The 13,996-nt window shown below is 70.2% G+C and carries 17 protein-coding genes; 4 read left to right on the forward strand and 13 right to left on the reverse strand.

Annotation, left to right across the window (positions count from 1 at the left end; genetic code table 11):
• Window positions 1–122 precede the first annotated feature (122 nt).
• The 6 genes from AB0M01_RS17800 to AB0M01_RS17825 form a co-directional block, all read right to left on the reverse strand.
• Entirely contained in the window at window positions 123–491 is a 369-nt protein-coding gene (locus AB0M01_RS17800) for a DoxX family protein (protein WP_363670607.1), read from the reverse strand.
• 27 nt (window positions 492–518) lie between these two features.
• Entirely contained in the window at window positions 519–1,841 is a 1,323-nt protein-coding gene (locus tag AB0M01_RS17805) for a M14 family zinc carboxypeptidase (RefSeq protein ID WP_363670609.1), read from the reverse strand.
• Between the two features lie 82 nt (window positions 1,842–1,923).
• Window positions 1,924–2,748 carry a GNAT family N-acetyltransferase gene (locus tag AB0M01_RS17810; protein ID WP_363670611.1) on the reverse strand — a complete coding sequence of 275 codons (825 nt, stop codon included), beginning with the start codon at window positions 2,746–2,748 and terminating at the stop codon, window positions 1,924–1,926.
• A 48-nt stretch (window positions 2,749–2,796) separates the two neighbouring features.
• Window positions 2,797–4,053 carry an MFS transporter gene (locus AB0M01_RS17815; RefSeq protein ID WP_363670613.1) on the reverse strand — a complete coding sequence of 419 codons (1,257 nt, stop codon included), beginning with the start codon at window positions 4,051–4,053 and terminating at the stop codon, window positions 2,797–2,799.
• Window positions 4,050–4,688, reverse strand: a complete 639-nt coding sequence (locus tag AB0M01_RS17820) for a VOC family protein (protein WP_363670615.1) — start codon at window positions 4,686–4,688, stop codon at window positions 4,050–4,052. The genes AB0M01_RS17815 and AB0M01_RS17820 overlap by 4 nt, the downstream gene beginning before the upstream one ends.
• Window positions 4,685–4,849 carry a CopG family transcriptional regulator gene (locus tag AB0M01_RS17825; RefSeq protein ID WP_363670617.1) on the reverse strand — a complete coding sequence of 55 codons (165 nt, stop codon included), beginning with the start codon at window positions 4,847–4,849 and terminating at the stop codon, window positions 4,685–4,687. The genes AB0M01_RS17820 and AB0M01_RS17825 overlap by 4 nt, the downstream gene beginning before the upstream one ends.
• A gap of 36 nt (window positions 4,850–4,885) precedes the next feature.
• Here AB0M01_RS17825 and AB0M01_RS17830 point away from each other — a divergent pair, with 36 nt between their 5' ends.
• A complete protein-coding gene (locus AB0M01_RS17830; protein WP_363670619.1) occupies window positions 4,886–5,248 on the forward strand; it encodes a VOC family protein in 363 nt (120 codons plus the stop codon).
• 10 nt (window positions 5,249–5,258) lie between these two features.
• On the opposite strand, the gene trxA is transcribed toward AB0M01_RS17830, so the two are convergent.
• Window positions 5,259–5,588, reverse strand: a complete 330-nt coding sequence (gene trxA / locus AB0M01_RS17835) for a thioredoxin (RefSeq protein WP_363670621.1) — start codon at window positions 5,586–5,588, stop codon at window positions 5,259–5,261.
• A complete protein-coding gene (locus AB0M01_RS17840; RefSeq protein ID WP_363670623.1) occupies window positions 5,575–5,955 on the reverse strand; it encodes a MerR family transcriptional regulator in 381 nt (126 codons plus the stop codon). The genes trxA and AB0M01_RS17840 overlap by 14 nt, the downstream gene beginning before the upstream one ends.
• A 114-nt stretch (window positions 5,956–6,069) precedes the next feature.
• Here AB0M01_RS17840 and AB0M01_RS17845 point away from each other — a divergent pair, with 114 nt between their 5' ends.
• Complete coding sequence (locus tag AB0M01_RS17845; RefSeq protein WP_363670625.1) at window positions 6,070–6,597, forward strand: NUDIX domain-containing protein; 528 nt, start codon at window positions 6,070–6,072, stop codon at window positions 6,595–6,597.
• Here AB0M01_RS17845 and AB0M01_RS17850 read toward each other — a convergent pair.
• Window positions 6,518–7,729: an MFS transporter gene (locus AB0M01_RS17850; RefSeq protein WP_363670627.1), complete on the reverse strand. Its 1,212-nt coding sequence runs from the start codon at window positions 7,727–7,729 to the stop codon at window positions 6,518–6,520. The genes AB0M01_RS17845 and AB0M01_RS17850 overlap by 80 nt on opposite strands.
• 143 nt (window positions 7,730–7,872) lie before the next feature.
• On the opposite strand from AB0M01_RS17850, the gene AB0M01_RS17855 reads away from it, so the two are divergent.
• On the forward strand, window positions 7,873–8,943 hold the full coding sequence (locus AB0M01_RS17855) for an ArsR family transcriptional regulator (protein WP_363670629.1): 1,071 nt from the start codon (window positions 7,873–7,875) through the stop codon (window positions 8,941–8,943).
• A gap of 4 nt (window positions 8,944–8,947) precedes the next feature.
• Here AB0M01_RS17855 and AB0M01_RS17860 read toward each other — a convergent pair whose 3' ends face one another.
• The 4 genes from AB0M01_RS17860 to dxr form a co-directional block, all read right to left on the reverse strand.
• Complete coding sequence (locus AB0M01_RS17860) at window positions 8,948–9,502, reverse strand: nucleosidase (protein ID WP_363670631.1); 555 nt, start codon at window positions 9,500–9,502, stop codon at window positions 8,948–8,950.
• Between the two features lie 105 nt (window positions 9,503–9,607).
• Window positions 9,608–10,759 (reverse strand): flavodoxin-dependent (E)-4-hydroxy-3-methylbut-2-enyl-diphosphate synthase, encoded by a 1,152-nt coding sequence (gene ispG / locus AB0M01_RS17865; protein WP_363670633.1) that lies wholly within the window; start codon window positions 10,757–10,759, stop codon window positions 9,608–9,610.
• 24 nt (window positions 10,760–10,783) lie between these two features.
• Window positions 10,784–12,094, reverse strand: a complete 1,311-nt coding sequence (locus AB0M01_RS17870; RefSeq protein WP_363670635.1) for a M50 family metallopeptidase — start codon at window positions 12,092–12,094, stop codon at window positions 10,784–10,786.
• Complete coding sequence (dxr, locus tag AB0M01_RS17875) at window positions 12,091–13,317, reverse strand: 1-deoxy-D-xylulose-5-phosphate reductoisomerase (RefSeq protein ID WP_363670637.1); 1,227 nt, start codon at window positions 13,315–13,317, stop codon at window positions 12,091–12,093. The genes AB0M01_RS17870 and dxr overlap by 4 nt, the downstream gene beginning before the upstream one ends.
• Before the next feature lie 97 nt (window positions 13,318–13,414).
• Between dxr and AB0M01_RS17880 the strand changes: the two genes are divergently transcribed.
• A complete protein-coding gene (locus AB0M01_RS17880) occupies window positions 13,415–13,990 on the forward strand; it encodes a DUF1707 domain-containing protein (RefSeq protein ID WP_363670639.1) in 576 nt (191 codons plus the stop codon).
• The last annotated feature ends 6 nt before the right edge of the window (window positions 13,991–13,996 follow it).

Raw genomic sequence — 13,996 nt, forward strand, 5'->3', positions numbered from 1 at the left:
TCTGCACCAGCAGCCGAGCCAGCCGGACGCCGTCCGCACCCTGCGTGGACGGGTAGACCGCTGCGCGGCGCACGGCGGGTGGGAAGAGGCGAGGAGTCCGGGGGGCCTGACCGACCCGGTGGCTACACCTCGCGCGAGGCCTTCAGCGCCGCGCGGATCAGCGGGATCTGCAGCGGCAGCCGCCCGAACGCGATCGCCTTCGCGCGCGGCGATCCCTTCCGGTTCACGTCCGCGGCCATCTGCACGTTCGCCGGGAAAACGACCGCCAGCAGCCCCGCGCTGGCCAGCCCCGCGAGCCGCCGCGTCCGCGGGTGGAGCAACCCCGCGGCGCAGACCAGCTCGGCCACCCCGGAGGCGTAGACCAGCTCACGCTTGGCCGGCAGCGCCTTCGGGACGATCCGCTCGTACGGCTTGGGCTGGGCGAAATGCAGCACGCCCGACACGGCGAACAGCGCGGCCAGCCCGGTGGTGCTCCTGCTCCGTCGACTCATGAGCACCACCTTATTACCTGCCAGTAATCACGGCAGCGTCCCGTACGGCGTGGCCGCCGCCTTCGCGGCGTACAGGAACGCACCCTTGTTCTTCGGCCAGAACGTCGAGTCCATGCACGAGTACGCCGGGAAGAACCCGCTGCACGCCCCCGACCCGGCGCCGACCTCGAACGTGTACGACGGCACGCCCCGCGTCCCGTACAGCCAGTCGTCGGTCGCACCCGGCGCGAAGTACCCGACCCCGCCGTCCCCGGTCGACACCGGGTACCCGTTGAAGGCCCCCATCTTCTTGCCCAGAGCAACCAAAGCGGCCCGGTTCGGCGCGGCCGTGTTGGTGTACCCGTACGGCGCCAGAATGTCGTTGCCGTAACTGTGCAGCGTCAGGAACACCCCGGTCGTGTCGGGCGAAGCCGGCGACCCGACGTCCCCCTTGGTGTCCCGGAACAGCTTGTCCAGCAGTCCCTGAACAGCAACGGTCTCCGGCTCGGAGACCGCCTTGACACCCGGGTACGTCTCGTCGCACGGCCCGCCTTCCTCCGGATCCCACTGGAAGCTCGAGTTCCGGTTCAGATCGATCCCGGCCGACGAGGCCGGGCAACCACCAACAGTGTTGTTCACGTTCTTCCGCTGCATCACCGGCCGGCTCGGCGACGACGCGACCACGTCGACACCGTCCGGATTGGCCATCGGCACAACCCACAGCTCGCGGGTGTCCATCAATGAGGTGATCTCCGCGTCCTTCCCGTACGACGAAACCAGCAGGTCGATCCAGCGGTACGCCAGCTCGCCCGTCGACAGCTCGCGCGCGTGAATCTGCGCGTGCAGCACGAACTTCGGCTTCTTCCCGGTACTGCTCAAGGTGCAGTCGCCGGCCGCGAGCTTGGTGATGCAGAGCGCCTGGATGTCGTGCCCACCCTGGCCCTTCGTCTTCTTCCACGAGTCGCCGATGTCGTACAGCTTCACCAGGTCCGGGTGCGCGGCCGCGACGGCTGCGTTGTGCTCCTCGTGCCCGATCGACGTGTGGTAACCGCCGTAGAACGTCCCAGCAGCGGCCGCACCACGCGGGAGCGGCTGGTACACGTCCCCGATCTTCCCGAGCTCGACTCCGCGCTCGCGCAGCGACGCGACCTCGTCAGGAGTCGCAACGACGACCGGCCGCGACCCGTGGCCGTGGCTGATGTCGTACCCGTCGCGGATCAGCCCGGCGACCGTCGTACCGGCCGGGAGCTTGAGCGAGTAGTACGCCGGTTCAGGTGCGGCGATCGGTGGGGCGGCATTGCCGCTGGGGGCGACGACGACAGCTGCGGCGGCGAGGGCCAGACAGGCCAGGGGGACAGCGATTTTCCGCATGGGGTTCCTTCCGCGGGGCGGGGCGGTTCGGAACAGCAAACCTCACCCGCAGTCGCCGTACCATCACAGCGAGCGCTCAGCCTCAGAACAGGATGGTCGCGAAGGTCTCGACGGTCCGGAACCCCACCCGCTCGTACGCCGCTCGCGCGGGCGTGTTGAACGCGTTCACGTACAGCGTCACCACCGGCGCGATCTGCCGCGCCAGCTCGACCACCGCGGCCATCCCGGGCGCGGCCAGGCCCTGACCGCGCCGCTCCGGATCGACCCAGACGCCCTGGATCTGGCAGACGCCGGTCCCGACCGAGCCGACCTCGGCCTTGAACACGACCTTGCCGTCCTCGATCCGCGCGAACGCGCGCCCGGCGCGGATCAGCTCGGCGACCCGCGACCGGTAGAAGGTGCCGTCGGGCCCGGTCTGCGGCGGGACGCCGACCTCCTCGGTGTACATCGCGACGCAGGCCGGGTAGAGGATCCCGAGGTCGACCGGCTCGACCGGACGGACCAAGGGATCGGGCTCGACCTCAGGCGGTCCGTCGATCACCATGAACGGCTGCTCGCCACGGATCTCGCGGGCCGGTCCCCAGTGCGGTTCGAGCGCCGTCCACAGCTGGTCGACGGCGACCGCGGGCCCGAGGATCTGGAAGCAGGTCCGGCCCCGGCGCAGTGCGTACGCCGCGAACGCGCGCAGCGCGGCCTCGCCCGCGCCGACCGGAACCATGTTGCCGCCGGCATGGCACAGCGACTCGAGCACGCCCTTCTCGACGTACCCCCAGACCTCCGCGCCGCGGCGCGGATCGAGCCCGGACGCCTGCACCAGACTGTCCACGAACACGTTCACGACAGGGTCGCGGGCGATGACGGCCCTCGCCGCTGAGAGGTCGCGAGGACCCAGAACCCGTACGCCCACGCGGAGAACCTAGCCGATCGCACGCGTTCTGGCGCGTAGCGGGTCGCTTCAGACTTGCACCGGGCCGGATTCACCCGCCAGCCGGCGCAGCGGCGAGGTCCACGCGACCAGTACGCCGGTGAACGCGAACACCCCGAGCACCACCATTCCGGTGCGCACACCGAGGTGGCTGCCGAGCAGTCCCCCGGCCACCGAACCGAGCGTCCAGCCGACTCCCCAGGACAGCATCCGGCCGGCTGTGTTGACCCGCCCGAGCAGGTGCTCGGGCGTGACCTGCTGCCGGTACGAGATCGAGTTGACGATCACCAGCACGTACGCCGAACCCCAGACCAGCAAGGCGATCGCGGCCAGCGGCCAGGTCGGCATCAGCGGCGTCACGACTCCGAGCGCGGCCGACATCGGCAGCGCGTACAGCGTGATTGCGGCGGGTTGCAGGCGGCGCAGCAGCCGCGGCAGACCGGCCGCCGCGGCGAGGGCGCCGATCCCCCAGGCGCCGTACACGAGACCGAAGCGCAGACCCGACGTACCGATGTGCAGGACGCGGTCGGTCCAGACCACCATCAGCGCCATGAAGCCGCCGCCGGCGAAGGACTGGATGCTGCCGACGATCGTCATCGTGCGGACGCCGGCGTGCCCGATCAGGTACCGCACGCCTTCGGCGATGTCGGCGAACACGACGCGCGGTCGCAACGGCGCACGTCCGGCGCGCTGCTCCGACATCGCGCGGAGGATGCCACGGATCGCGAGCGCCGACGCGGCGAAGCTCAACGCGTCGAGGGCGAGCAGGGTCGCCGGGTTGATCACGGCGAGCGCGAGCCCGGCGAGCGCCGGGACGAACAGCTCGACCAGACTCGACGCGGTCCAGACGGCCGCGTTCGCCTGCGCGACCTGGGCTCGTCCGACCAGCACCGGCAGGGCGCCGAAGTTGGCGCCGTCGAAGAACGTCGCGACGCCTTGGACGAGGAAAGCAACGACGAGCACCTGCGCGACCGTCAGCGCGTCGAGCCAGTACGCGATCGGCACCGAGCTGATCAGCGCGGCGTTGACGAGATCGGCCGCGACCATCACCCGCTGCCGGTTCCAGCGATCGGCCAGCGCTCCGGCGAACAAGCCCGCGAGCAGGTACGGCGCCGCCTCGAGCGCGGTCACCAGGGCCGTCAGCAACGGCGACCCGCTGAGCCGGTAGACCAGCACCGGCAACGCGATCGCCGTCACCATCGAGCCGGCCGTCGACAGCACCCGGCCGAGCCAGTACCGGCGGAAGTCGGGGTCGTCGCGCAGGCGGACCGACGTACCGGCGGTCACGCGTGGACCTGCACCGGCTGACCGTCCGGGTCGATGAGGGTGATGCTCTGGGCTTGAAGCTCGGCGCCGGGCAGACGCGCGGCGACCTCGGCCAACGGCTCGCTCGTCCACAGCTCGAGCCGTACGTCGAACTCCCCCGCCGGCGCGCCGAAGGTCACCGCGTCCCGGGCACCGAGGAGCTCCAGGAACGGCATCCACTCCGCTTCCGCCGCGCCGAGCAGCCGAGGCCTGACCGCGAGCCGCTCGTCAGGCTTCGACTCGTGCAACCGGTACCCGTACAGGTCCTCGGAGCGCTCGTCGATCCAGATCACCACGCCGCCCGGCCCGGTGACCGACAGCACCCGGCCGTACGCCTCGTCGAAGGTCGTCGCGTCGTCGTAGCCCGCGGCAACCAGCCGGTCCCGCAGCTCGTCGATCGTGTCGGCCTCGAAGGTCAGCCGGGTGTCGCCGTGCTTGCCGCCGGTCGACGACGACGCCGCGTCGTGCAGCGCGACCATCCCGTTGCCCGCCATCAGATCCACCCAGCCACCTTGCGTCCCTTCGACGCGCGGCGCCAGACCGAGCGTCTCCAGGAACCCGCGCATCGCCGCGACGTCGGCCGTGAACCGCAACGGCCGGATCACCACGTGGTTCATCCTCGCGCCTCCCCGTGCTTGTCCAGGTACTCCGTCATCGCCTGCTCGACCAGGGCGGACAGGCTCGCGCCCTCGTCGATCGCCTTGTGCTTGACCCGGCGGATCAGGTCGGGCGGCAGGTAGACGTTGAACTGCGCCTTCTTGGCAGCCTCGTCGGTCATGGTTAGGATGCTAGCAAGCTACCAAGGAGGACGGCAATGCGCTTGAACCACCTGAGTCTGCTGACCGACACCGACGCGAAGAACCAGGAGATCGCGGACTTCTTCGGCCAGGTCCTCGGCCTGCCGGTCCGCGGCAACGCCGGCGAGGGGTACGCCGAGATCGACGCCGGCGACATCGTCGTCTCGCTGCACCGCGGCGCGCTGATCGACGACTACGGACCGCTCGGCGGCACGCTGCTGCAGTTCGAGACCGAGGACGTGCACGGCGACATCGAGGCGATCCGCGGGCGCGGCGGGAAGGTCGTGCTGGAGCCGATGGAGACCGACTGGGGCAGCACGAGCGCGTACGTCGCCGGGCCGCACGGCGTACTGGTGGAGATCTGTCACATGCACGGGTGACCCGTGCATTTCAGACGGCAGCGGCGACCAGCGCGTCGTCGAGGTTCTTCAACAGCCAGGCCTTCGGCCGGGCGCCGACGACCGACCAGATCAGCTCGCCGCGGTGGAACAGCATCAGCGTCGGCATCGCCATCACCCGGTAGCGGGCCGGGATCTCCGGGTTCTCGTCGGCGTTGAGCTTGACGATGCTCATCCGGTCCGCGCGCTCGGCCGCGATCTGCTCCAGGACCGGGACGATCTGGTGGCACGGCGGGCACCACTGCGCCCAGAAGTCCACCAGCACGGGCTTGTCGGCCCGGAGGACGACCTCGTCGAAGTTGCCTTGGTCAACGATCTGCATCGGTACTTCTCCTTCTCCAGCTCTCGGCATCGGCGAGGAGGCCGGTCAGCTTGCCGCGCAGGTCGGTGAGCTCGGCGATCCGCCGGTCCACCTCCGCGATCCGCAGCCGGTACGCCGTCAGCGACGCCGGGCACACGTCGGCCCGGTCGTTGCCGGCCCGCAGGCACTCGATGAACGGGTAGGTCTGCTCCGCGGTCAGCCCGAGACTCAGCAGCGCCTTCACCTCGCGGACGATCACGACGTCCTCGGCGCGGTAGCGCCGGTAGCCATTCGGCTCCCGCTCCGGCTTCAGCAGCCCCTGCGCCTCGTAGTACCGCACCGCCTTGACCGTCACACCGGCCTCGGCCGCCAGGTCCCCGATCTGCATCCCTGCCTCCTCGTCCCCGACCGTAAACCTTGCCCCTGGGGGCAAGGTCAAGCGTAGAGCGCGGGATCGACACCGCCGGGCTGCCGAAGACCGACGACGCGCGAGAATGGCCGCATGATGCTCGGCAGCTTCCGGCACGACCCGGATCTCGACCTGACCGGCCGCACGCTCCAGCGCACCGCCGTACGGGGTGCGCTCTTCCGCGGCGACCAGCTGCTGATGCTCGGCTCGCGCCACGGCGACTACAAGTTCCCCGGCGGCGGCGTCGAGGCCGGCGAGGACCAGTCGGCCGCGCTCCAGCGGGAGTACCTGGAGGAGTGCGGTCTGGACGGCGTCGAGGTCGGCCTGTCCTTCGGCAGCACGATCGAGTACCTGCGCCCGATCGAGCCGGAGTACCGGGTCTTCAAGATGACCTCGCACTACTACTTCTGCTCCTCCGACGCCTCACTCGGCGACCAGGTCCTCGAGGGCTACGAGGCCGAGCTGGAGCTGACGCCCACCTGGATCACCGTCGCCGAGGCCCTGCGCGCCAACCAGGCCGTGCAGGAACGCGGCACCGGCGTCATGCGGTGGCTGGTACGGGAGACGAAGGTGCTGGAGCACCTGCTGACTGCCGAGCGACCCGCGCCAGCGGACGGGTGAGCGCGGCCGACGTGAGCAGCGACAGGACCGCCAGCGCGGTCATCGCCGCGGCCGGGCCGACCAGGTCCGCAGCAGCTCCTGCGATGACAGCAGTGACGCCGAAGGTCGTCATCCGCAGCGCCGACTCGAGCCCGAGGACCTGACCGCGCAGCTCGATCGGGGTCGCATCGGTCAGCAGCTCCTGCTGCGCCAGCGAAGCGCCGTACCCGATGGTGCCTAGGGCAACCAACCCGGCCAGTACGCCGAGCGGCAGGTCGAAGGCGAAGCCGAGGAACGGTGCCGCGAGCAAGAACCGCAGGTACGCGCTCACGCGGCGACGGCCTTCGCGGGTGAGGAAGCGGCCGACGACCAGGTCGCCCGCCATCATGCCCGCGGCGCCGGTGGCGAGGAGCAGGCCTGCGCCCGTACCGGCGTACGGGACGAAGAGTGCCTCGCAGCCGACAATCAGTCCGTTGGGGATGCAGAGGGCGAGCAGGAGCGGGCGGGTGCTCGGGCGAGCGAGCAGCGCTTTGTTGCCGCGCCAGGTCTCGCGGAGACTCGTGCCGGCGAGGCGGCGCGGCGGGCGGTTCTGGAGGCCGAAGCGGAGCACCGGGACCGCCAGACCGGCGAAAAGGGTGGCGAGCCAGAAGACCTGCTGCGGTGTGAGCACCTGCAACAGCAGCCCGGCCGCGCCGAAGCCCGCGATCTGCATCGCGCCGACCGACAGATTCATCGCCGACCGCCCGAGCACGAACTGATCGGGCGCCACCACCTCGTTGAGCAGTCCCCACCGCACGCCCGCGCCGATACTCAGGCCGTACGCGACGACGAGCGTCAGCAACACCCGCGCGGCCGACGGCAGCTCCGCCGCTGCCTGCACCCCGACAGCGATCGTCGACAGCACCGCCAGCAGCACCAGAATCCGCCGCGGTCGCGCCGTGTCCGCCGCGGACATCAGCGTCGACGCGCCCACGACCTGCGCCAGCGACGGCCCGAACATGACGAACGCCGAGAGCAGCGCGGAGCCGGTCTGCTCGTTCACGACGATCGCGAGCGTCAGGCTGGTCATGGTCGACGAGGCGTTGCCGAGCGCGCTGCTGAGCCACAGGCTGCGGAACTCGGAGCGGCGGAAGATCTCGCGGTAGGTGCTCATGCCCAAACCCTCGCCGTACGGCGGGCGGCCGCCTACAGTTTCGCCTGGAGCCGAAACGTCGTCGCCTCCGGGCCGCCTGGCCGCGGATGTCGGTATCGCCGTCGCTCTCGTCCGGAGTCCGTGTCCTCGTCGGAGGTGGGAGTGTGTCCGAGTTCCTCGTCGACGCCGACGTCCTGGTGAACGCCCGCTTCGGCACCTCCCAGCTGACCGAGACCGTCTCGGCGCTGAAGATGCTCCGCCAGCCGTCGCAACCCTGGTACCGCGCCTGGCGCGACCAGCACCTCCCGGAATGGCAGGCCCAGCTCGCCGCTCACCCGCTCGGCGCCGCGATCCTCGACGCAGCCTTCGGACCGCGCTGGACGGCGGACTTCCTCACCGTCCCGCCGCTCGCGCCCGACCTGACGTTCGCCGAGGAGATCGCCTCTCTCGCGGCCCTCACCGACGACCGCATCCGCGCCGACCTGCTCGTGACCCGCTCGCCGTCGAAGGCATCCTTCGCCGGCACCAAGCCCCGGCCGCTCTCATCACCCGGCCATCCCTCCGACGCCCGCTCGCGGCCGGCGCCTTCTCCCCCCGTCCTCTCCCCCGACGACCTCCGTGCCCTCCCCACGATCGTTGCCGAGAGCCACAACCTCGCCGCCGCGGTCGTCGACCTCCTGCGCTGGATCTGGACCACCACCGTCGAGCCCGACTGGCCCCGCCGCTACCGCGTCCTCCAGGCCGACATCGTCTCCCGGACGTCGAGCCTCAGCGCCCGCGGCTGGTCCGGCGTACTGGCGGGACTCGGTCCCGACATCCGCTGGCTCGGCGACGGCCGGCTGCAGGTCAACCGCACTGACTTCCCACCGACCGACGTCCGCGGCCACGACCTGATGTTCATCGCGACCCACAGCCTCCGCCCGAGCGTGACCTGGCGCCTCCCCGACCAGTTCGCGATCACCTACCCGGTCACCGGCATCTTCGCCGCCGTCCAGCCGCTCGCCGAACCCCTGGTGCGTCTGCTCGGCCGCAACCGCGCCCGCATCCTCGTCGAAGCCGCGGCCCCGGTCAGTACGACGTCGCTCGTGGCGACCACAGGCCTGTCGCTGGCCAGCGTCGCCGACCACCTCCGCGTCCTGTCGGACGCAGGCCTGCTCCACCGCCGCCGCTCCGGCCGCCAGGTGCTCTACTGGCAGACCAGCACCGGCCAGGCCATCACCAGCCAGGCCGACTAGCCGATCAGCTGATCCCAGTCTCCTGCCGCACCCACTCGGCGAGCACCTTCGCACTCGCATCCACCTGCGCCGGCCAGTCCAGCGCCGTGTCGTCAGCCGAGTCCGACACGTGCTTCACCAACCGCACCCGTACGCCGAACTCCCGGCACGCGTACACCACGCCGTACGCCTCCATGTCGACCAGATCGGCCCGCTCCGCCAGCCGATCACGCAGCACCGGATCGGCGACGAACACGTCTCCCGACGCCAGCACCGTCCCGTCGCCGCCCTCGATCGGCAGGATGTCCGCCATCGGCAGGCCCAGCCCGCGCAGCGCGTCGGCGTTCACGTCGTGGTTGAGCACCTGGCTCGGCAGGTACAACCCCGCGAGCCCGTCCTTCAGCGCCCCCGTCGTACCGACGTTCAGGACGACGAGGTCGGTCGTGTCCGTCCCTGCGAGCGCCTTCGCGGTGGCGACCGCGGCGGCGGTCTTGCCCACCCCGGTCAGCACCACCGGGATCGCGTCCGGAACGTACTTCGCCTCGCCGGCGACGGCGCTGACCACCAGGTACCGAGTCACGCCCGAATCCTACCGGCGGACCGGAACGCGAAAGGTCCCCCGGCCGGAACCGTGGCACCTTCACGACACATCTGAACGCGACGCGAACGCGCCGCAGGTGTTCGGCTAGCCGACGGTCACCGTCGGCTCGCCGCCCTCGACGGACTCGCCCATCTCCTCGGCGATCCGCATCGCTTCCTCGATCAGGGTCTCGACGATCTGCGACTCCGGCACCGTCTTGATCACCTCGCCCTTGACGAAGATCTGGCCCTTGCCGTTGCCGGAAGCAACACCGAGGTCGGCCTCGCGGGCCTCGCCCGGACCGTTCACGACGCAGCCCATCACCGCGACCCGGAGCGGGACCTCCATGCCCTCCAGCCCGGCGGTCACCTGCTCGGCCAGCGTGTAGACGTCGACCTGGGCCCGCCCGCAGGACGGGCAGGAGACGATCTCGAGCTTGCGCTCGCGCAGGTTCAGCGACTGCAGGATCTGCAGGCCGACCTTGACCTCCTCGACCGGCGGCGCGGACAGCGAGACCCGGATGGTGTCGCCGATGCCCTTGGACAGCAGCGCCCCGAAGGCGACCGCGGACTTGATCGTGCCCTGGAAGGCCGGCCCGGCCTCGGTGACACCGAGGTGCAGCGGCCAGTCGCCGCGCTCGGACAGCAGCTCGTAGGCCTTCACCATCACGACCGGGTCGTTGTGCTTGACCGAGATCTTGAAGTCGTGGAAGTCGTGCTCCTCGAACAGCGACGCCTCCCAGACCGCGGACTCGACCAGCGCCTCGGGCGTGGCCTTGCCGTACTTCTGCAGCAGCCGCGGGTCCAGCGAGCCGGCGTTGACGCCGATCCGGATCGAGGTGCCGTGGTCCTTGGCGGCCGCGGCGATCTCCTTGACCTGGTCGTCGAACTTGCGGATGTTGCCCGGGTTCACCCGGACCGCCGCGCAGCCGGCCTCGATCGCGGCGAACACGTACTTGGGCTGGAAGTGGATGTCGGCGATCACCGGGATCTGCGAGTGCCGGGCGATCTCCGGGAGCGCGTCGGCGTCGTCCTGCGAGGGGCAGGCGACCCGGACGATGTCACAGCCGGCCGCGGTCAGTTCCGCGATCTGCTGCAGCGTGGTGTTGACGTCCGACGTCAGCGTCGTCGTCATCGACTGCACCGACACCGGCGCGTCGCCGCCGACCAGCACCTTGCCCACCTTGATCTGGCGGGTCTTGCGGCGCGGGGCGAGGGTCGGCGGAGGCAGCGCGGGCATGCCCAGGGAGATGCTCATTTTTCCTTTAACCGTTGAGGAGGGTTATCCGTTGAACAGCCGGATCGGGTTGACGATGTCGGCGATGACGAGCAGCACACCCATCACCACGATCACGCTGGCTGCCGCGTAGGCGATCGGCAGCAGCTTGGCGGTGTCGACGTAGCCCGGGTCGGGCCGGCCGAGCAGCTTGGCGAAGCCGCGCTTGATGCCCTCCCAGATCGCGCCCACCATGTGGCCGCCGTCCAGCGGCAGCAGCGGGATGAAGTTGAACAGGGCGAGGAACAGGTTCAGCGAGGCGAGCAGCGAGATCAGGAACGCGATCCGGGCGGCGCCGGTCAGATCGTTGTTCGAGGCCACCTCACCGGCCACCCGGCTGGCGCCGACGACGCTCATCGGGCTGTCCTGGTCACGGTCGCCGCCGACGATCGACTTGGCCACCCCGACCAGCTTCTCGGGGAAGTTGCCGAGGGCCTTGACCGTGGCGACGGTCAGCTCGCCCATCCGGTCGACCACGAAGCCGAAGTCCTGGCGCTCGATCTTCTGCTCCGGCGAGACGCCGAGGAAGCCGACCGAGACGAACTTGTCGGAGTTCGCCTCCTCGCGGACCTGGTTCACGATCGTGTTCGTGGTCAGCGTCTGCTGGGCGCCGTTGCGCTCGACCACGATGGTGGCCGGCTTGTCGGTGTTGGCCCGGATCAGCGGCGTGAGCTGGTCCCAGCTCTCGATCGCGGTGCCGTTGAAGGAGACGATCTTGTCGCCGACCTGGAACCCGGCGGTCTTGGCCGGCGACTCCTTGTCACCCGTCTGGCACTTACGGTCGGCCGAGGCCTGCGAGGCCGGGATCACGCAGTCGGTGACGGTCGCGACCGTGGTCTGCGCCACACCCGTGCCGTAGATCATGAACAGCCCGGCGAACAGCACGAACGCGATCACCACGTTGACCAGCGGGCCGGACGCCATCACGATCAGCTTCTTCCACCAGACCTTCTGGTAGAACAGCCGGCCGTCGTCGGCCGGGTCGATCGTCTCGTACTCCGCGGAGCGGGCGTTCTCGACCATCGACTGGATCGGGCCGGTGTTGGCCTTGCGGACCTTGGTCGGGTCCTGGCCCTTGGCCGGCGGCAGCATCCCGATGATCCGGACGAACCCGCCGGCCGGGATCAGCTTGATGCCGTACTCGGTCTCGCCGCGCTTGACCGACCAGACGGTCCGGCCGAACCCGACGAAGAACTGGGTCACCTTCATCCCGAACAGCTTGGCCGGGACCATGTGACCGACCTCGTGCAGGCCCACCGAGACGAGGATGCCCACGACGAACAGAACGACGCCGATGAGGGTCAGTAGTGCGGTCATGCCGGTGTGGTCTCCTGGCCGTTGTCATTGCCGCCGCCGGTCAGCTCACGGGCCCGGGTCCGCGCCCAGGCGTCCGCGGCGAGCACGTCGTCGATGGACAGTTCCTCGTACGAGGGTACGTCGTGCTCGGTCACCACCCGGGCCACGGTGTCGACGATCCCCAGGAACGGCAGCCGGCCGTCCCGGAACGCCTGCACGCAGACCTCGTTCGCCGCGTTGAACACCGCCGGCGCCGTACCGCCCCTGGTCCCGGCCTCGCGGGCCAGCTGGACCGACGGGAACGCCTCACCGTCGAGCGGCAGGAACTGCCAGGTGCTCGCCTCGGCGAAGTCCCACGGCGGCGACGCGTCCGGTATCCGGTCGGGCCAGCCCAGCCCGAGCGCGATCGGCAGCGTCATCGTCGGCAGCCCGACCTGGGCGATGGTGGCGCCGTCGTGGAACTCGACCATCGAGTGCACCGCCTGCTGCGGGTGCACCACCACCTCCACCCGGTCGATCGGTACGCCGAACAGCAGGTGCGCCTCGATCAGCTCCAGCCCCTTGTTGACCAGGGTCGCGGAGTTGATCGTGACGACCGGGCCCATCGCGAAGTTCGGGTGCGCGAGCGCCTGCTCGACGGTCACCTCGGCCAGCTCCGAGCGGGGACGGCCCAGGAACGGCCCGCCGCTCGCGGTCAGCAGCAGCTTGCGCACCTCGTCACCGCTGCCGCCGCGCAGGCACTGGGCGATCGCGCTGTGCTCGGAGTCGACCGGCACGATCTGGCCCGGCTTGACCCGCCGGGTCACCAGCGGCCCGCCGATGACGAGGGACTCCTTGTTGGCCAGCGCCAGCGTGTTGCCCGCGTCGAGCGCGGCCAGCGTCGGCTGCAGCCCGAGCGACCCGGTGATGCCGTTCAGTACGACGTCGCACGGCAGCGCCGCCAGCTCGCTGGAGGCGTCCGGCCCGGTCAGGATCTTCGGGATCCGGAACTCGCCCTGGGCGTAGCCCTGCTTCTGCGCCTCGGCGTAGAACGCGAGCTGCAGGTCCTGGGCCGTCGTCGCCTTCGCGACCGCGACCACCTCGACCTCGAACTCCAGCGCCTGCCGCGCCAGCAGCTCGACGTTGCCGCCGCCGGCCGACAGCGCGGTGACGCGGAACCGGTCGCGGTTCCGCCCGATCAGCTCCAGGGCCTGGGTGCCGATGGAGCCGGTCGAGCCGAGAATGACGACGGTACGCGGATTCACCAGGCCATTGTTTCAGGTCCGACCCCGGCGCAGCGATTCGTCCTTCGACGGGCTGTGGACAGCGCTTTCGACCGGCTGTCGGCGATACCTTTGACCCATGAGTCTGGAGCAGCCCCCACCCGCCCGCCGTGCCTCCGACCGCGACCGGGAAGAGGCCGCGTCCGTCGTCCAAGAAGCGCACGGCGACGGGCGGCTCGATTTCGAGGAGCTGGACCAGCGGCTGACCCAGGTGTACGCCGCCAAGACCGAGATCGAGCTGCGGGCGGCGACCGCCGATCTGGTCCCCGCCGAGCCCACCAGTGGGACCGATCTGACGATCCGGGCCAAGCACAGCTCGCAGAAGCGCGAAGGTGCCTGGCAGGTCCCGGCCCGCGTCGTCGCCCTGGCCGAGCACTCGAGCATGAAGCTCGACTTCACCGACGCCGTCGTCCGCCGGCCCGAGGTGCACGTCGACGCGCAGCTGAAGCACAGCTCGATGACCGTGATCGTGCCGCAGGGCTGGGTGGTGAACATCGACGAGATCGACGTCACCGGCAGCTCGACCAACAACAAGACCGGCCCGGCCGGGCGGGACGGCGTACGGCTGATCATCAGTGGGCAGGCGAAGTGGAGCTCGGTCACCGTGCGGCACCCGCGCAAGCGGCGCTGGTGGTGGCCGTTCTACAGCAAGTGAGGAGTT

Origin of the sequence: Kribbella sp. NPDC051770 (assembly GCF_040681455.1) — a bacterium.
In the GTDB taxonomy this organism is placed as follows: domain Bacteria; phylum Actinomycetota; class Actinomycetes; order Propionibacteriales; family Kribbellaceae; genus Kribbella.

Bases quoted from the DNA above. Each gene is read 5' to 3' on its own strand.
- AB0M01_RS17845 (WP_363670625.1), top strand. From the start codon at position 6,070: ATGATGCTCGGCAGCTTCCGGCACGACCCGGATCTCGACCTGACCGGC.
- AB0M01_RS17850 (WP_363670627.1), bottom strand. From the start codon at position 7,729: ATGAGCACCTACCGCGAGATCTTCCGCCGCTCCGAGTTCCGCAGCCTG.
- AB0M01_RS17805 (WP_363670609.1), bottom strand. From the start codon at position 1,841: ATGCGGAAAATCGCTGTCCCCCTGGCCTGTCTGGCCCTCGCCGCCGCA.
- AB0M01_RS17830 (WP_363670619.1), top strand. From the start codon at position 4,886: ATGCGCTTGAACCACCTGAGTCTGCTGACCGACACCGACGCGAAGAAC.
- AB0M01_RS17820 (WP_363670615.1), bottom strand. From the start codon at position 4,688: ATGAACCACGTGGTGATCCGGCCGTTGCGGTTCACGGCCGACGTCGCG.
- AB0M01_RS17880 (WP_363670639.1), top strand. From the start codon at position 13,415: ATGAGTCTGGAGCAGCCCCCACCCGCCCGCCGTGCCTCCGACCGCGAC.
- AB0M01_RS17840 (WP_363670623.1), bottom strand. From the start codon at position 5,955: ATGCAGATCGGGGACCTGGCGGCCGAGGCCGGTGTGACGGTCAAGGCG.
- trxA (WP_363670621.1), bottom strand. From the start codon at position 5,588: ATGCAGATCGTTGACCAAGGCAACTTCGACGAGGTCGTCCTCCGGGCC.
- AB0M01_RS17870 (WP_363670635.1), bottom strand. From the start codon at position 12,094: ATGACCGCACTACTGACCCTCATCGGCGTCGTTCTGTTCGTCGTGGGC.
- AB0M01_RS17800 (WP_363670607.1), bottom strand. From the start codon at position 491: ATGAGTCGACGGAGCAGGAGCACCACCGGGCTGGCCGCGCTGTTCGCC.
- ispG (WP_363670633.1), bottom strand. From the start codon at position 10,759: ATGAGCATCTCCCTGGGCATGCCCGCGCTGCCTCCGCCGACCCTCGCC.
- AB0M01_RS17825 (WP_363670617.1), bottom strand. From the start codon at position 4,849: ATGACCGACGAGGCTGCCAAGAAGGCGCAGTTCAACGTCTACCTGCCG.